Origin of the sequence: Paraburkholderia youngii (assembly GCF_013366925.1) — a bacterium.
Taxonomy (GTDB): domain Bacteria; phylum Pseudomonadota; class Gammaproteobacteria; order Burkholderiales; family Burkholderiaceae; genus Paraburkholderia; species Paraburkholderia youngii.
In genome coordinates this window covers 1,379,898-1,396,114 of the sequence record NZ_JAALDK010000001.1, presented here as the reverse complement: position 1 = coordinate 1,396,114, position 16,217 = coordinate 1,379,898, and the positions used below count along the sequence as shown (strand labels likewise).

The window sequence follows — 16,217 nt, the reverse complement described above, 5'->3', positions numbered from 1 at the left end:
TGGCCCGACGGCCGGGGCACTGCGACGAAGCGGCGTGACCTGGCGCAAATCCGATCGACATCGGGGGCTGTCATGAAACCACAACTGATTCGCAGGCTGGCCGCTTCGGACGGAACGGGGCGCACTTACCGGCGGTATGTCGCGGCGTCGCGCGCGCGCTTTTTCGCGCAAGCGGCGGGCTCGTCGGTCAATCTGCTGACGCTTGTCGTCGCCGAGGCGCTCGAGCGCCGCGCGCAGGCCGAGATCCGTCGCGGCGTGCTGCGCGACGGGCTGTACGAGATGTCGGTGCGCGCTGAACGCAGCGCGGCGCATCGGCGTGACGACGATGAAGACGACGTTTGACGCCTGCTGCTCGATACCGGCTCGCGACGGCCGTACGGGAATTCGATAACACCGTTTGCCGGCTGATGGTTTTCACGGAGGAGCGCCGCGCCAAGGATTTCGCGCCGAAGCCTGCGTCGTCAATCGTGAACAGACGACTTGAATAAAAACCCGCGCATGACGCGCCACGCGCCGCAGAGCTGCCATGATCGACATCTTCCTGATTGCCGCGAGCATTGAAAACGCGCAGCGCATCGTCGTGCGGCTCGAACAGAGCGGCGTGCGTTATCGGCTGCACACCGCATACGGTTCGGCCCGGCAACTGCCGATCCACGCGCGCATGCTCCGCACAGCCGACCTGCTGATCGTCGACGACGCCCGTCTGAACGTCCGCGGACTCGACGGCGTCGAGGAGGCGCTTGCCTGCGCGCCGACGCTGCATTGCATGCTGGTGACGCCGGCGCCGTCCAGCGCGCTGATCGACGCGGCGCTGCGCGTCGGCGTGCGGCAGGTGCTGTCGTGGCCGCTCGACGCTCACGCCGTCGCCGATGCGCTCGCGCAGATCGAAGCTCGGCGTCGCGCGCCCCAGCGGCGCCACGCGCGCGTGGTCACCCTCGCGTCGAGCAAGGGCGGCAGCGGCACCACGCTGATCGCGGTCAATCTCGCGTGCGCGCTCGCCGCGCGGCGTGAGCGGCGCGTGCTGCTGATCGACCTGAGCCAGCAATTCGCCGACGCGAGCCTGCTGATGGCGAATCGCCCGCCGCCGATGACGCTCGCCGATCTGTGCTCGCGCAATGAGCAACTCGACGCGGCGCTGTTCGACGCATGCGCGATGCACGTGCGCCCGAACCTCGATCTGCTCGCCGGCGCCGGCGATCCGCTGAAGGCCGCCGAACTGCTGCCCGGCCAACTCGAGCGGATTCTGACGCTGGTGCGCCAGCGCTACGACGCGGTGCTGATCGACGTCGGCCCGAGCCTGAATCCGTTGACGATCCGCGCGCTCGCGCATAGCGACGCGATCTGCATGGTGGTGCGGCAGAACCCGCTGTACCTGCATGGCGCGCGCCGCATGCTCGATATCTTTCGCGAGCTGGGGCATCCGGCCAGCAAGGTGCGGGTCGTCGTCAATCAGTACGACAAGGATGCGCAGATCAATCTGCCGATGCTCGAACGCACGCTCGGCGCAAGGGTCGCGCATCAACTGCCGCGCGACGATCGGCACGTCGACGAGGCGCTGAGCCTCGGCGTGCCGCTGGTCGCGTGCGCGCGCGACAGCGGGCTCGCGCAAGGCATCACCCTGCTCGCGAACATGCTGTGGCCGGCGGGTGCGGAGCGCCGCAGAAGCATGCTCGGCCGGCTGCTCGCGACGTGGCCGAATCTGCCGCCGCAATTGAAGCCAGGGGTCTAGGCCGACGACGAGCGCTATCGCGCATACCGTAGTAAGGTGAGATGCAGGGTCATCCTGCGGCCTATTCTGAAGAGGTAGAGCGGCTCGCGCCGTCCGGTCACTCGAGCGAGAAAATCACGTGAGCGCAGCACCGTCCATGCAAAACGCGCAGGGTTTCAGCGACCTCGCGTCGATCCTGTCCAATCCGATTCTGAATACGGATTCGTACAAGGCATCGCACTTTCTACAATATCCGCCCGACGCGACGGCAATGTTCTCGTATATCGAATCGCGCGGCGGACGTTACGAGCGCACGCTGTTTTTCGGCTTGCAAATGCTGCTGAAGGAATACCTATGCCGGCCGGTCACCGGCGCGATGATCGACCAGGCGCGCGCGTTCTTCAGCGCGCACGGCGAGCCGTTCAACGAAGCGGGCTGGCGCTACGTCGTGCAGCAATATGGCGGCCATCTGCCGGTGCGGATTCGCGCGGTGCCCGAAGGCTCGGTCGTGCCGACGCACAACGTGCTCGTCACCGTCGAATGCGACGATCCTCACGTGTTCTGGCTCGCGTCGTATCTGGAGACGATGCTGATGCGCGTGTGGTATCCGATCACGGTCGCGACACAAAGCTGGCATCTGCGCCAGACGATCCGCGCAGCTCTGCTGAAAAGCAGCGACGATCTCTCGCAGTTGCCGTTCAAACTGCACGATTTCGGTGCGCGCGGCGTGTCGAGCGCGGAGTCGGCCGCGATCGGCGGCGCGGCGCACCTCGTCAGCTTCATGGGCTCGGATACGGTGCTCGGCGTGGTTGCGGCGAATCACTACTACCACGACAGCATGGCCGCGTTCTCGGTGCCGGCGGCCGAGCACAGCACGATCACGGCGTGGGGCCGCGAGCGCGAAGTCGACGCGTATCGCAACATGATCGCCCGCTTCGGCAAGCCGGGCGCGATCGTTTCGGTGGTGTCCGACTCTTACGACCTGTTCGCCGCGCTGAACGCATGGGGCGGCGAGTTGAAGCAGGCCGTGCTCGATTCCGGCGGCACGCTGGTGATTCGCCCGGATTCCGGCGATCCGTGCACGATCGTGCTGTACACGCTGCGCTCGCTGGAGGCGTCGTTTGGCTCGCAGACGAACAGCAAGGGGCGGCGCGTGCTCGACCACGTACGCGTGATCCAGGGTGACGAGGTGAACCCGGATTCGATCCCCGCGATTCTTGCCGCGATGGACGAGGCCGGCTTCGCCGCCGACAACATCGTGTTCGGCATGGGCGGCGCGCTGTTGCAGAAGATCAACCGCGATACGCAGCGCTTCGCGATGAAGTGCTCCGCGATCCGGCTCGGCGACACGTGGCACGATGTGTCGAAGGACCCGGTCACGGATCACGGCAAGCGCTCGAAGAAAGGCCGGCTCACGTTGCTGCGCCATTGCGGCAGCGGCGAGTACCGGACGGTCAAGTTGCCGATCGTGTGGGACGAGCGCACGGTGGCGGGCGAGTGGGACGAAGTGCTCGAGACGGTGTTCGATACGGGCCGCTTGCTGGTCGATACGTCGCTGGCCGAGATTCGAGGCCGCGCCTATGCGGAGGAAGTTTGACCCAGCCATGCCTGACGATCCGTTGATGACCGACTGCATGCATGCGTGGCTACGCGGGTCCACCGAACCGGAGGACGCCGATGCGCGTCTGTTCGCCAAACTGATCGCCGCGCGCGACGCTCGCAACGAACTCGCGTTGCTCGGCCTGCAAGCGCATGCATGGCGCGCGCTGCTAGCGAGGCACTTCGTCCGTGCGCGCATTCCGGCATTGCCGCTTCCGGTGGTCCCCAGCGAACACGCGAGCTTCGTCCATGCACTGCACGCGCTGCTCGTCGCGAGCGCGAGCAGCACGGTCCATCCCGACGACGCGCATTGTCTCGCGACGATCATCGCCCATGCGTGTTTGCGTCCGGATCATCTATGGCGCGACCTTGGCCTCGCGGGCCGCGATGAAGTGACGTGGATGCTCACGCGCTACTTCCCGACGCTGGTCGAGCGCAACGTCGATAACCTGCGCTGGAAGAAATTCCTCGCCGCGCAATGCGCGATCTGGTTGGGTCTGCAACCGGGACCCGCGCCGGGTTGCCCGGGCTGCGAAGACTACGGGTACTGCTTTGCACGGCAGCCTTGAAGCGCGCCACTGAGGGGTCGGCGCGAAACCGTTCGTGTATGCTTGCGCGCATGGCCGACACCGCAAAACCCGCTAAAAGCAGAGCCGCTCCGGCGACGAAGTCCGCCAGCACGCGTCCCGAGGTGCGCTTCAGAATGCGCATCCGCAACGGCGATGCGGTTGCACTCGGGCCAGGCAAGGTCGATCTGCTCGAAGCGGTGCGCGAATATGGATCGATCTCGGCGGCGGCGCGGAGTCTCGACATGTCATACCGGCGCGCGTGGCTGTTGATCGACGAGCTGAATCGCTCGCTGAAGTCGCCGGCCACGCAATCGGAGCAGGGCGGTCAGAGCGGCGGCGGCTGCACGCTGACGCCGGTCGGCGAAACCATCATCCGGCTGTATCGGGACGTCGAGGAAGAGGCGCGGCGAAGCTGCGCGAAGCAGATCGCCGAACTGGTGAAACTGATCCGCTCGTGAAGGGCCACGATTGCGGCGGCGCTGGGAGTGGCGGCGCTCGTCGCGGCGTCGATGGCGGCGGTGGTGTGGGGGGCTCGCCGGGCGGGCGGAGGTGGCGCGTTTCAAGGCGGCGGTATCGCAAGGGTAAAGCCGTCGTCGGCTCGCGCCGGCCCCCCATTCACACCGTTTTCCTATATCGTGTGCGCCATGCCCGCCGCCTGCCGCGCGCGGGCTGTTTTTCCGGAGCGTGGCGCGACTCTGCGCGTGCATGACACGTGATGCGCTCCCGCAATGCACCACACGACATCAATGAGCCATCCCAACATCGAACTGATCGAGCGTTTCTACACCGCCTTCCAGCAACGCGACGCCGAGACCATGGTCGCCTGTTATGCCGACGACGCCGTCTTCAGCGACCCCGCCTTCGGCGAGCTGGTCGGCGACGAAGTGCGCGACATGTGGCGCATGCTCGTCAAGCATGCGCAGGACTTCACGCTGAGCTTCAGCGACATCGAGGCGGACGACCGTACCGGCCGCGCACAGTGGGTGGCGCGCTACCGTTTCGTCCAGACCGGGCGCGACGTCGTGAACCGGATCGAAGCGCGTTTCGTGTTCCGCGACGGGCTCATCGTCGAGCATCGGGACCGCTTCGATCTGTGGCTGTGGATGCGCCAGGCGATGGGCGTGCGCGGCACGCTGTTCGGCTGGTCGCCGTTCGTGCAGCGGATGCTCAGGCAGCAGGCGCGCCGGGGGCTGCTGCACTATCGCGGGCAGTTGAATCGCGAGCGCGGCTAGGCGCGTGCGGGCGGCGGCGCGCGCATCGCGCTTGCTATCATCGAAGCACGCGCGTGCCCGCACGCCTTGCCGGGCCGCCGCACAGGAAACGCTATGCGAGTCGTCGATGCCGCCTGGCAAGAATGGCTGAGCAGCAATGTCGCGCGCGGCTGCACGCCGGGCTCGATGATCGACGCGATGGTGCAGGCCGGCTTTGCCGACGGCGAAGCCCGTGTGGCGGTCCACCATGCGTTCGACCGGCGCGCGTGCGGCCCCCCAGCGCCCGCCACCGTGGCCGATCCCGCCACCAATCCTTATCGATACGACGCTGCGCCGCTCGCGCGCGGCAACCTGATCCGCGCCGCTGACCGCGACGTACGCGTGCTGCTGCGCTGTGAGCGCCCGCAGCTGGTCGTGTTCGCCGACGTGCTGTCTGCCGTGGAATGCGCCGAGCTGATCGAACGCTCGCGGCATCGGTTGAAGCGCTCGACGACGGTCAATCCGCTCACCGGCCACGAAGACGTGATCCGCAGCCGGACCAGCGAAGGCGTCTGGTATCGGCGCGGCGAGGACCGGTTGATCGCGCGAATCGAGCGACGCATCGCGAGCCTGACGAACTGGCCGCTCGAAAACGGCGAAGGCCTGCAGGTGCTTCATTACGACACGCGCGGCGAGTACAGCCCGCATTTCGACTTCTTCGCGCCCGATCAGCCGGGCAGCGCGAGCCATACCGCGCAGGGCGGCCAACGCGTCGCGACACTGATCATCTATCTGAACGACGTCGCGGACGGCGGAGAGACGGTGTTTCCCACGGCGGGCCTGTCGGTCGCGGCGCGGGCGGGCGGCGCGGTGTATTTCCGCTACATGAACGGTGAACGCAAGCTCGACCCGTCGACGCTGCACGGTGGCGCGCCGGTGCTGGCCGGCGACAAATGGATCATGACGAAGTGGATGCGTGAGCGCGCGTACGGCTGAGGCGGCGCCTATTCGGCCGCTTTATAAACATCCGGCCGATGCAGCTCCATATACCGCTCGGGGTTCGCGAGCGACGTGAACCCGTGCGGCGCATAGACGTGATGCGCGTCGGTCGTGACCAGCACGACTCTGCGCAGACTGGCGAGCGACGGGCTCGCAAACATATGTTTCATCAGCGCCGACGCATACCCCTTGCCGCGATACGCCGGCAGCACGAACACGTCGCACAGGTAAGCGAAGGTCGCCTCGTCGGTGATCAGACGCGCGAACGCGATCTGCTCGCCGTCGACAAAACCGCCAAAGCACAGCGAACCGGCGACGGCCCGCTCGAAGATCGCGCGCGGCATGCCCTTGGCCCACGGCGTTTGCTGCGACAGGAACGCGTAGACCATGTCGAGGTCGAGATCGTCGATGCGGCTGGAAATCGTCAGTTCGCTTTCTTGCACGGGGTGTCTCCTGGTTCGCGTAGCGGCGGCGTGTGCCTTAGCCCTTCGCGGCAGTCTCGCCACCGCGCGAACCCCCGCCAATGCTCTGTCCGGCATTGCGCGCGAGCCCCATATAACCGATCACCGACAGCAGCGTCAGCACGCCGGCGAACAGGAACGCGAGGCGGAAATCGTCGAGCGTGAACACGTGGCCGGTCGTCTCGCCGTTGAACAGCGCCGCCACGCGCAGCGACACCGCGCCGAACGCGATGCCCAGACCGATCGTCATTTGCATGGCCGCGCTCCACAGCGTGCTCGCCGCACTCATCTGCGTCTGCTGGATATCGGCGTAGGCGAGCGTCGCCAGCGTCGACAACTGCATCGAGCGCGTGACGCCGTACACGAACACCACGATCAGCACGAACACGAGCGGTACGTCCGGCGTCAGCAGTCCGCACAAGGTGATGAAAATGCCTGCCACGACCACGTCGACGATCGCCACCATCCGGAAGCCGTAGCGCTGCAGGATGCGCGTGGTCAGCGCCTTCATGCCGAGGTTGCCGACCGCGCTCGCGAGCAGCAGCAGCCCCGAACGGAACGCCGACAGCCCGAAGCCGACCTGGAACAGCAGCGGCATCAGATAGGGCACCGCGCCGATGCCGATGCGCGTGAATGAACCGGTGACGACGGTCACCGAGAACGTCGGCACCTTCAGCGTCGACACGTCGACGAGCGGATGCGAATGACGCTTCGCGTGCAGGAACGCGATCGCGCCGACCAGCAGACCGCCCGCCACGACCGCGATCGCGAGCCACGCATTGGTGGCCGGCTGGCTCGCGAGCTCCGCGCCGTACAGGATCGCGGTCAGCGCGACGCCGCTCAGCAGCAGGCCGACGACGTCGAGAGGCTTGCGTTCGGTGCCGCGCAGGTTCGGCACGATGGCGAGCGCGACGGCGATCGCCGCGAGACCGAACGGCACGTTCAGCAGGAAGATCCAGCGCCACGACGCGTAAGTCGTGATGAAGCCGCCGATCGGCGGGCCGACCACCGGCGCCGCGATGGCCGGCCAGGTGATCGTCGAGATCGCCTGCATCATGCGGGCTTTCTCGGTGCTGCGGACCACGATCAGACGGCCGACCGGCACCATCATCGCGCCGCCGATGCCTTGCAGCAGCCGCGCGGCCGTGAACTCGGGCACGTTCTGCGACAGCCCGCACAGCACCGACGCGACCGTGAACACGCCGATCGCGCTGACGAACACCGTGCGCGCGCCGCAGCGGTCGGCGACCCAGCCGCTCGCCGGGATGAAGATCGCGAGCGCGAGCATGTAGGCGGTCATGCCGAGGCTCAGGCTGTTCGGACCGACGCCGAACGAACGCGCCATCTGCGGCAGCGCGGTGGCGATCACCGTGGTGTCGAGGTACTCCATGAAGAAGGTGGCCGCGACGATGTACGGCAGCCAGCCGACATGCGCGGTGCGGGTGCCGCTGCTGCTCATCGCGCGAGCTCCCGCGGCGCGCTGGTAGGTGCGCAAAGACCATTGACGGGCCGGCGCGCGGCGCGCGAAGCGTGTGACTTCATGGTGCTTGAGATTACCTGTCGTGTGCGTTTTTGTGCTTCGGGCTGGCGGTGACATCAGCTTGCCTGATTTTCAGCCCCGCTTTCCAGCCCTGAATCCTAACGCAAGAAAGGATCCCTTTTCACGCAGGCGTGCAGCGCGCCGCCGCGCCGCCGCCGTTGCGTCAGTCCTTGGCCGCGTATTCCTTGTCCAGCCGGTCATACAGCGGCTTGTTGACGAGCCGCTGGCGCTCGCTGAACGGCGCGACGATCGTCGCGTCCTCGTCGAGGCGGCCGTTGCTTTGCAGCGTGCCGAGCGCGCGCTGCATGCCGAGCACCGCACCCTGCAGCGCCGCGTTCGCGTACAGCACGATGCCGTAGCCGAGCTTCGCGAGCGCGTCGCGCGACTGCACCGGCGTCTTGCCGCCGATCACGATGTTGATGAGCTGCGGCACGTCGAACAGCCCCGGCAGACGCTCGATGTCGGCGAGCGATTCGGTCGCCTCGATGAACAGGATGTCGGCGCCGGCCTCGATGAAGCGATGACCGCGCTCGATCGCGTCCTCGATACCGTGGACCGCCGCCGCGTCGGTACGCGCCATGATCTGCAGGTTCGCGTCTTCGCGCGCGTCGACGGCCGCGCGGATCTTGCCGACCATCTCGCTCGTCGCGACGACTTCCTTGCCCGCAAAGTGGCCGCATTTTTTCGGCATTACCTGGTCTTCGAACTGGATCACATCGGCGCCGCTGCGCTCGAGCACGCGCACGGTCTGGCGCACGTTCAACGCGTTGCCGAAGCCGGTGTCGGCATCGACGATCAGCGGCAGCGCGACCGCGTCGCGGATGCGCGCGGTGTGCTCGGCGACTTCGGCGAGGCCGATGAAGCCGAGATCGGGCAGACCGAGCGACATATTGGTGACGCCCGCGCCGGTGATGTAGACCGCCTCGAAGCCGGCGTCCTCGATCACGCGCGCGCTCATCGCGTTGAACGCGCCGGGCACGAGCAGGCCCTGACGCTGGTTGACCTTGGCGCGGAAGGCGGCGCGGCGGGTGGCGGAAGTGGTGGTCATGATGCGGGTCTCCAGAAGGGAAATCGGTAGTGGAACGCGGGCGACATTCTGCAGGAAACGTGCCATTGGCGCGCATTCCACGCGTTGTGCCGATGGAACAACGGTTTGCGCGCGGTGGGCTCGGCCTGGGCGTTCGTGGCACAATCGTTGAAACGTTTCATGAAACGTTTCGCGGAACGTTTCAATCAAGGAGAGCCGCGGTGTCCACGTTCACCCCATTCGTCGCGAACCCGAGCCCCGCTGTCGATGTCGGCCGCCCCGGCGTCGCACTCGTCAGTATCAGCCGACTGCAATCGCTTTGCGAGGCGGTAGCGCCGCGCTATGCGGGCCGCGCGAAATTCTTCACGGTGCGGGAGGGTTACGGCGCGGCCGTCGCCGCGCTGCAGGCGTACGTGGACGCAGGTTCCGTCGATGTCGTACTGTCCGCCGGCTCGAACGGCGCGTATCTGCAAGAGAATCTCAGCGTGCCGGTCGTGATGGTCAAGGTGAACGGCTTCGACGTGTTGAGCGCAATCACGCGCGCCACCGCCACGTGGCCGCAAGCGCGCATCGGGCTGGTGCTGCATGAAGCGATCGCGCAGGAGCTGGCCGATCTGAGCCCGCTGCTGAATGTCGATCTGCGGCAGCGCGCGTACAGGTCGATCGACGAAGTGCGGCTCGCGGTCGATGAACTCGCCGCGCAGGGCTGCCGCGTGGTGGTCGGCGCGGGCATGGCCTGCGATCTGGCCCAGCAGGCCGGCATGGAAAGCGTGTTCCTGTACTCGCTCGCCGCGGTCGAGGAAGCGTTCGAGCGCTCGGTCGAACTGGCGCGCGTGAGCCGCCAGAAGGAATCGAAGCGGGTGCGCCTCAATACGATCGTTGCGCATCTGCGGGACGGCGTCGCCGCGTTCGACGAAGCCGGCCAGCTCGAAGCCGTCAACCCGGCGATGCTCGACCTGCTCGGTTCAGGCTCCGCACAGGCGGCCCCGCACTACGACGAGGATACCCCCGCGCGGGTCGGACGCGCGCTCGCGCCGCTGTTGCGTGAGACGCGCGTCGCCGACCAGCCGGTCGACGAACGCATCGAGCAGATCGGCGGGCGCCCGCTGATCGTCAGCTGTGTGCCGATCGTCGAGCAGGGCGCGCGGGCCGGGTTCGTCGTGACCGCGCAGGACGCGCTCGTTGCGCAACGGATCGACCGCTCGCTGCGTACCAGCCAGCGGCCGAGGCATCTGGTCGCGCGGCATCGGCTCGACGATCTGATCGGCGCGTCGGTGGCGCTCGAGCGCGTGCGCCGGCTCGCGCGCGCCGGCGCCGCGCACGACGCGACCGTGCTGCTGAGCGGCGAAAGCGGCACCGGCAAGGAACTGGTCGCGCAGGGCATCCATAACGCGAGTCGGCGGCGCGGCAATCCGTTCGTCGCGTTCAACTGTGCGGCGCTGCCCGAGGGGCTGATCGAAAGCGAGCTGTTCGGGCACGAGGAAGGGGCGTTCACGGGCGCGCGACGCGGCGGCAAGCCGGGGCTATTTGAAATCGCCCACACAGGTACCATCTTTCTCGATGAAATCGGCGAAATGCCGGGCGCGCTGCAAAGCCGGTTATTACGAGTGCTGCAGGAACGCGAGGTGATGAAGCTCGGCGCGGGCCGCGCGACGCCGGTCGACGTGCGAGTGATCGCCGCGACGCACCGCGATCTTCATGCGCTAGTCGAGCAGGGCGCGTTTCGCGCGGATCTGTATTTCAGATTAAATCTGCTTCAGATAAAATTGCCGCCGCTGCGCGAACGCCGCGCCGACATCGCGCCGCTGGCGCGGCATCTGCTGGAGCGCAGCGCGCTGCAGTACGGCTTGTCGGCGGCGGCGCTCGGGCGGGTGCTCGCGTTTCTCGACCCGCTTTTCGCGAACTACGCGTGGCCCGGCAACGTCCGCGAACTGGAAAATCTGCTGGCGCGCGCGGCGATTTATATCGGCGACGGGACCAGCGAGATGTCCGGGAACTCGACCGCCGACGCCTTGCCAGACTGGTTGGCGGTGTTTCCCGAGTTCGGCCGGATCAGGCCGGCCGGGGACGAGCGAATCACGGAAGCGTCTCAGGACGCCAGGCCTGGCAGCACGGCGCCCCGCGCCAGCCCCAGCCGCGAGGATGCGCTGCGCGCCCTCGAACAATCCGGCGGCAATCGTGCCGCCGCCAGCCGCGCGCTCGGCATCGGCCGAACCACGCTGTGGCGGCTTCTGAAGGGCTGAAACGCCGCGCCATTCGTCCCGATAGTCTCGACCGACCAAACTAATAGGGCGCGACTATCGAACTCATTAACACAATCCACTTTACCTATTAAGTGTAGTCTGAGATACTGACTCTACTTTCCAACCACCCTCCAAAGAGGATTCAGCAAATGCCGATCATCAACAGTCAAGTCAAACCGTTCAAAGCACAGGCTTACCACAACGGCGATTTCAAGACCGTCACTGAAGAAGACCTGAAGGGCAAGTGGTCGGTTTTCGTGTTCTACCCGGCGGACTTCACCTTCGTGTGCCCGACCGAACTGGGCGACCTGGCCGATCGTTACGAAGAGTTCAAGAAGATTGGCGTTGAGATCTACAGCGTGTCGACCGATACGCACTTCACGCACAAGGCATGGCACGACACGTCGGACACGATCCAGAAGATCAAGTACCCGATGCTGGCTGACCCGACGCTCGCTATCTCGCGCAACTTCGACGTGCTGATCGAAGAAGAAGGCCTCGCGCTGCGCGGCACGTTCGTGATCAACCCCGAAGGCGAGATCAAGCTGTGCGAAATCCACGACAACGGCATCGGCCGTGACGCTGGCGAACTGCTGCGCAAGGTTCAGGCTGCGCAATACATCGCGGCTCACCCGGGTCAAGTGTGCCCCGCCAAGTGGACGCCGGGCGCAGAAACGCTGACCCCGTCGCTCGACCTGATCGGCAAGATCTAAGGTCCGCGCAGCTCACGCTGCACTCGCAGTCTGCATCTGCCGGGGTCATCCCGGCGCATCACCGCGCGAATCGCCTGCTACGGCGTTTCGTGCGTTCCCCGGGCCCAGCATGTCCTATCCGGATGTGCGCGGCGCCGGGACACCAACACCCCTCGTCACGGAATCGCAACGCCATGCTTGACGCCAATCTCAAGACTCAACTGAAGTCGTACCTCGAAAAAGTTAGCAGGCCTATCGAGCTCGTCGCATCGCTTGACGACAGCGCGAAATCGCAGGAACTGCTGGCCCTGCTGAACGACATCGCGACTCTGTCGGAGCGCGTTACGGTGATCGAGCGTCGCGGTGACCACGAGCGCAAGCCGTCGTTTTCGATCGGCGAAGCGGGCAAGGAAGCGGGCATTCGTTTCGCCGGCATTCCGATGGGGCATGAATTCACGTCGCTCGTCCTCGCACTGCTGCAGGTCGGCGGCCATCCGGTCAAACTCGACGATGCGGTGATCGAACAGATCCGCAGCCTCGACGGCGACTATCAATTCGAAACGTATTTCTCGCTGTCGTGCCAGAACTGCCCGGAAGTCGTGCAGGCGCTGAACGTGATGGCGTTGATCAATCCGCGCATCCGTCACGTCGCGATTGACGGCGCGCTGTTCCAGAACGAAGTCGAAGCGCGCCAGATCATGGCGGTACCGACGATGTTCCTGAACGGCGAGACCTTCGGCCAGGGCCGCAGCGGCGTGAAGGAGATCCTCGCGAAGCTCGACACCAACGCCGGTGCGCGCGCCGCGAAGGAACTGGAAAAGAAGCCGGTGTTCGATACGCTGATCGTCGGCGGCGGCCCGGCGGGCGCTGCGGCGGCGATCTACTCGGCGCGCAAGGGCATCGCGACTGGCGTCGTGGCCGAGCGTTTCGGCGGCCAGGTGCTCGATACGCTGGCGATCGAAAACTTCGTGTCGGTGACCGAAACCGAAGGGCCGAAGTTCGCGACCGCGCTCGAACAGCACGTGAAGGCCTATGACGTCGACATCATGGACGTGCAGCGCGCCGAAGCGCTGATTCCTGGGCGCATCAACGAAGTGCGTCTGGCAAACGGCGCGGTGCTGAAGGCGAAGACGATCATCCTCGCGACCGGTGCGCGCTGGCGCGAAATCAACGTGCCGGGCGAGCGCGAGTACCGCAATCACGGCGTCGCCTACTGCCCGCACTGCGATGGCCCGCTGTTCAAGGGCAAGCGCGTCGCGGTGATCGGCGGCGGCAACTCGGGCGTCGAAGCGGCGATCGACCTCGCGGGTCTCGTGCGCGAAGTAACGCTGCTCGAATTCGGCGCGACGCTGCGTGCCGACGAAGTGCTGCAACGCAAGCTGCGCAGCCTGTCGAACGTGACGATCGTCACGCAGGCGCAGACCACGGAAATCACCGGCGACGGCAAGAAGGTCAACGGTCTGGTCTATAAGAACCTCGCTTCGGGCGAAGTGAAGCAGGTCGAACTCGAAGGCGTGTTCGTGCAGATCGGTCTCGTGCCGAACACCGAATGGCTGAAGGGCACGGTCGAGCTGTCGAAGCATGGCGAGATCGTCGTCGATGCGCGCGGCGCGACGTCGGTGCCGGGCGTGTTCGCCGCCGGCGACGTGACCACGGTGCCGTTCAAGCAGATCGTGATCGCGGTAGGCGAAGGCGCGAAGGCATCGCTGTCCGCGTTCGATCACCTGATCCGCCACAGCGAAGAAGTCGCGGCGGTCAGCGAAGCGGAAGCCGAAGCAGCAGTTTGATCCGGTAGATCAGAGACGCAAACGGCGGCCCGCGGGCCGCCGTTTCAGTTTGCGCACGAAAAAAGACCCGCTGTATGCGGGCCCTTTTCGTTAAAGCACGGAAATCGGTATCAACGCCGGTCGAACGAATACTTGCCGGGGCCGGTCACGCACAACAACAGCAAGCCACCGATGATGCCGATGTTCTTGTAGAAATGAATCATGTTGTCGTATTGCATCGCGCCCGTCATATTCCAGTAGTGATGGCCGATGATCGCGGTGCCGAGCGTATACAGCGCAAGCAGCAGCGCCAGCGGTCGCGTGAAGAAACCCACCAGCAGCGCGACGCCCACGGCCAGCTCCATCACCACCGCGATAACGGCGGACAACTCCGGCACAGGCGCGCCGGTCGACGTCATATAAGCGACGGTGCCGGAAAAGCCGGTCAGCTTCGACCAGCCGAACATCACGAACAGCACCATCAGCAGGATTCGAGCGACGAGAACCACAGCGTCTTTCTGGTTTTCAAACAGCGTATAGCGCATGATTTTTCCCGTTAGGGTAGAGAGTTGAAGCTCGCTGAACATCGTCGTCCAGCGAGCCACGTTCAAGATTGAGTCATTAACGGCGCAAGCGGAGCGCTTATGCCCACAGTGCCGAGGTCTCGATGTTGCGCAGGTCGAACACGAGCACTTCCGCGTCGCGGCCCTGCGTGAACGTCAGCGCTTCTTCGCCACGCACCCGTGCCCCGTCGCCCTCGCCAAGCTCGACGCCATTCACCGTGACGCTGCCGCGCGCCACATGAACATACGCATAACGGTCCTTCGCGAGTTCGAGCCGCGCGGTTTCGTCACCGTTGAAAAGACCCGCATACACACGTGCGTCCTGTTGCAATTGCAGCGAACCGTTCGCACCGTCCGGCGACAGCACCAGCCGCAGCACGCCGCGCTTGTCGGCCGCGCCGAAGTGCTGTTGCTGATAGCGCGGCTTCGTGCCTTGCTGAGCCGGCGCGATCCAGATTTGCAGGAAATGCACCGGCTCGCTCTTCGAATGGTTGTATTCGCTGTGCGCCACGCCGGTGCCCGCGCTCATCAACTGGATGTCGCCCGGCACGATCACCGAGCCCGTGCCCATCGTGTCCTTGTGTTCGAGCGCGCCTTCGAGCACGTACGAAAAGATCTCCATGTCGCGATGCGGATGCTTGCCGAAGCCTTGCGCCGGCGCCACACGGTCGTCGTTGATCACGAGCAGGTCGGAGAAGCCGTTCTGCTTCGGATCATGATAGTGCGCGAACGAAAACGTATGGCGCGAGCTGAGCCAGCCGTGTTCCGCGCGGCCACGTTGGTTGGCGTGTCTGATTTCGAGCATGCTGTTTTCTCCTTGAGTTTTGTCGTGTGATCCGGGCCAGATGTTTGGCTGCGATCGATGAATGACAGTGTAGGTCAATCCGGATCGTTATAATCATGGTCAAACCGGAAACACTGTCACAATGAAGTGGACAATACGATGCAACTCGATGACATGCGAATCTTCGTCGCGACCGTCGACGCCCACAATTTCACCGCCGCGGCAAACCGGCTGTCGCTGTCGAAACAGTTCGTGAGCCGCCGTGTGATGGCGCTCGAGGAAGCGCTCGGCGTGCAACTGCTGATTCGCAATACGCGCAAGCTGGCGGTGACCGATCTGGGCCAGGAGTTCTACGAGCGGGCGAGGCGCATCCTCGGCGAGGTCGAGGACGCCGAGCAGGCGATGTCGTTGCGCCGTGCCGGGCCGCGCGGGCTGCTACGCGTGAGCGCGCCGATGTCGTTCGGCATGACGCATCTGTCGCCGCTCGTCGCGGCGTTTCTGCGCGAGCATCGCGACGTGCGCTTCGATATGGAACTGAGCGATCGCGCCGTCGATGTGGTCGGCGAGGGCTTCGACATGGCGATCCGTATCGGCACGCTGGCGGATTCGTCGCTGATCGCGCAAAAGCTGATCGATGTGAGGATGATCGCGTGCTGCAGCCCCGGTTATCAGCGGCGGCGTGGCAGCCCGGCCGTGCCGGCCGATCTCGTGAATCACGATTGCCTGCTGTACGGCCACGGCGGCGCGGTGGGCTGGGAGTTTCGGGTCGACGGCGCGGTCAGGAGCGTCGAGGTGCGCGGGCCGTTGCGGGCCAATAACGGCGAGCTGATTCGCGATTCGGCCGTCGCGGGACTGGGCATCGTCCGGCTGCCCGATTTCATCATCGCCGATGCGCTCGCCAGCGGACAGCTCGTGCCCGTGCTCGAAGCGTTCCTGCCGTCGGCGACGGGCGTCTATGCCGTGTATCCGCAGCATCGGCAAAGCTCGGTCACGATCCGGGCATTCGTCGAGTTTCTGCGCAAGCATTTGAGGAAAAAGCTCGCGGCCGAACCGCGGACGCCCGGCGGCTAAATCTT

The 16,217-nt window shown here is 65.5% G+C and carries 16 protein-coding genes; 11 read left to right on the top strand and 5 right to left on the bottom strand.

Annotation, left to right across the window (positions count from 1 at the left end; translation table 11 throughout):
- Positions 1-72 precede the first annotated feature (72 nt).
- The 7 genes from G5S42_RS06485 to G5S42_RS06455 all read left to right on the top strand — a co-directional run bounded on the left by G5S42_RS06485 (position 73) and on the right by G5S42_RS06455 (position 6,062).
- The gene (locus G5S42_RS06485) at positions 73-342 is read left to right on the top strand and encodes a hypothetical protein (protein WP_176106043.1); all 270 of its coding nucleotides are present in this window, start codon (positions 73-75) and stop codon (positions 340-342) included.
- Positions 343-526: 184 nt separating this feature from the next.
- Entirely contained in the window at positions 527-1,729 is a 1,203-nt protein-coding gene (locus G5S42_RS06480) for a CpaE/TadZ family protein (protein WP_176106042.1), read from the top strand.
- Between the two features lie 136 nt (positions 1,730-1,865).
- On the top strand, positions 1,866-3,305 hold the full coding sequence (locus G5S42_RS06475) for a nicotinate phosphoribosyltransferase (protein WP_176106041.1): 1,440 nt from the start codon (positions 1,866-1,868) through the stop codon (positions 3,303-3,305).
- A 7-nt stretch (positions 3,306-3,312) separates the two neighbouring features.
- Positions 3,313-3,876 carry a nitrogen fixation protein NifQ gene (locus G5S42_RS06470; protein WP_376776866.1) on the top strand — a complete coding sequence of 188 codons (564 nt, stop codon included), beginning with the start codon at positions 3,313-3,315 and terminating at the stop codon, positions 3,874-3,876.
- A 50-nt stretch (positions 3,877-3,926) separates the two neighbouring features.
- Entirely contained in the window at positions 3,927-4,334 is a 408-nt protein-coding gene (locus tag G5S42_RS06465) for a winged helix-turn-helix domain-containing protein (protein ID WP_376776865.1), read from the top strand.
- Between the two features lie 288 nt (positions 4,335-4,622).
- Positions 4,623-5,108 (top strand): nuclear transport factor 2 family protein, encoded by a 486-nt coding sequence (locus G5S42_RS06460; protein WP_176106038.1) that lies wholly within the window; start codon positions 4,623-4,625, stop codon positions 5,106-5,108.
- A gap of 93 nt (positions 5,109-5,201) precedes the next feature.
- Positions 5,202-6,062: a 2OG-Fe(II) oxygenase gene (locus G5S42_RS06455; protein WP_176106037.1), complete on the top strand. Its 861-nt coding sequence runs from the start codon at positions 5,202-5,204 to the stop codon at positions 6,060-6,062.
- A gap of 8 nt (positions 6,063-6,070) precedes the next feature.
- Here G5S42_RS06455 and G5S42_RS06450 read toward each other — a convergent pair whose 3' ends face one another.
- From G5S42_RS06450 to G5S42_RS06440, 3 genes are all read right to left on the bottom strand, one after another.
- Positions 6,071-6,508: a GNAT family N-acetyltransferase gene (locus tag G5S42_RS06450; RefSeq protein ID WP_176106036.1), complete on the bottom strand. Its 438-nt coding sequence runs from the start codon at positions 6,506-6,508 to the stop codon at positions 6,071-6,073.
- Between the two features lie 37 nt (positions 6,509-6,545).
- The gene (locus G5S42_RS06445; RefSeq protein WP_176106035.1) at positions 6,546-7,985 is read right to left on the bottom strand and encodes an MFS transporter; all 1,440 of its coding nucleotides are present in this window, start codon (positions 7,983-7,985) and stop codon (positions 6,546-6,548) included.
- Positions 7,986-8,229: 244 nt separating this feature from the next.
- Positions 8,230-9,114, bottom strand: a complete 885-nt coding sequence (locus G5S42_RS06440; RefSeq protein ID WP_176106034.1) for an isocitrate lyase/PEP mutase family protein — start codon at positions 9,112-9,114, stop codon at positions 8,230-8,232.
- Positions 9,115-9,314: 200 nt separating this feature from the next.
- Here G5S42_RS06440 and prpR point away from each other — a divergent pair, with 200 nt between their 5' ends.
- From prpR to ahpF, 3 genes are all read left to right on the top strand, one after another.
- A complete protein-coding gene (gene prpR / locus G5S42_RS06435; RefSeq protein WP_176106033.1) occupies positions 9,315-11,336 on the top strand; it encodes a propionate catabolism operon regulatory protein PrpR in 2,022 nt (673 codons plus the stop codon).
- A 149-nt stretch (positions 11,337-11,485) separates the two neighbouring features.
- Positions 11,486-12,049 carry an alkyl hydroperoxide reductase subunit C gene (ahpC, locus tag G5S42_RS06430; RefSeq protein WP_176106032.1) on the top strand — a complete coding sequence of 188 codons (564 nt, stop codon included), beginning with the start codon at positions 11,486-11,488 and terminating at the stop codon, positions 12,047-12,049.
- A 173-nt stretch (positions 12,050-12,222) separates the two neighbouring features.
- Positions 12,223-13,815 carry an alkyl hydroperoxide reductase subunit F gene (ahpF, locus tag G5S42_RS06425; RefSeq protein WP_176106031.1) on the top strand — a complete coding sequence of 531 codons (1,593 nt, stop codon included), beginning with the start codon at positions 12,223-12,225 and terminating at the stop codon, positions 13,813-13,815.
- A gap of 110 nt (positions 13,816-13,925) precedes the next feature.
- Here the strand turns inward: ahpF and G5S42_RS06420 are convergent, their stop codons facing one another.
- Both G5S42_RS06420 and G5S42_RS06415 read right to left on the bottom strand, forming a co-directional pair.
- A complete protein-coding gene (locus G5S42_RS06420; protein ID WP_176106030.1) occupies positions 13,926-14,339 on the bottom strand; it encodes a DoxX family protein in 414 nt (137 codons plus the stop codon).
- A gap of 97 nt (positions 14,340-14,436) precedes the next feature.
- Positions 14,437-15,162: a pirin family protein gene (locus G5S42_RS06415; protein ID WP_176106029.1), complete on the bottom strand. Its 726-nt coding sequence runs from the start codon at positions 15,160-15,162 to the stop codon at positions 14,437-14,439.
- Between the two features lie 138 nt (positions 15,163-15,300).
- On the opposite strand from G5S42_RS06415, the gene G5S42_RS06410 reads away from it, so the two are divergent.
- Positions 15,301-16,212 (top strand): LysR family transcriptional regulator, encoded by a 912-nt coding sequence (locus G5S42_RS06410; RefSeq protein ID WP_176106028.1) that lies wholly within the window; start codon positions 15,301-15,303, stop codon positions 16,210-16,212.
- Positions 16,213-16,217: the final 5 nt, after the last annotated feature.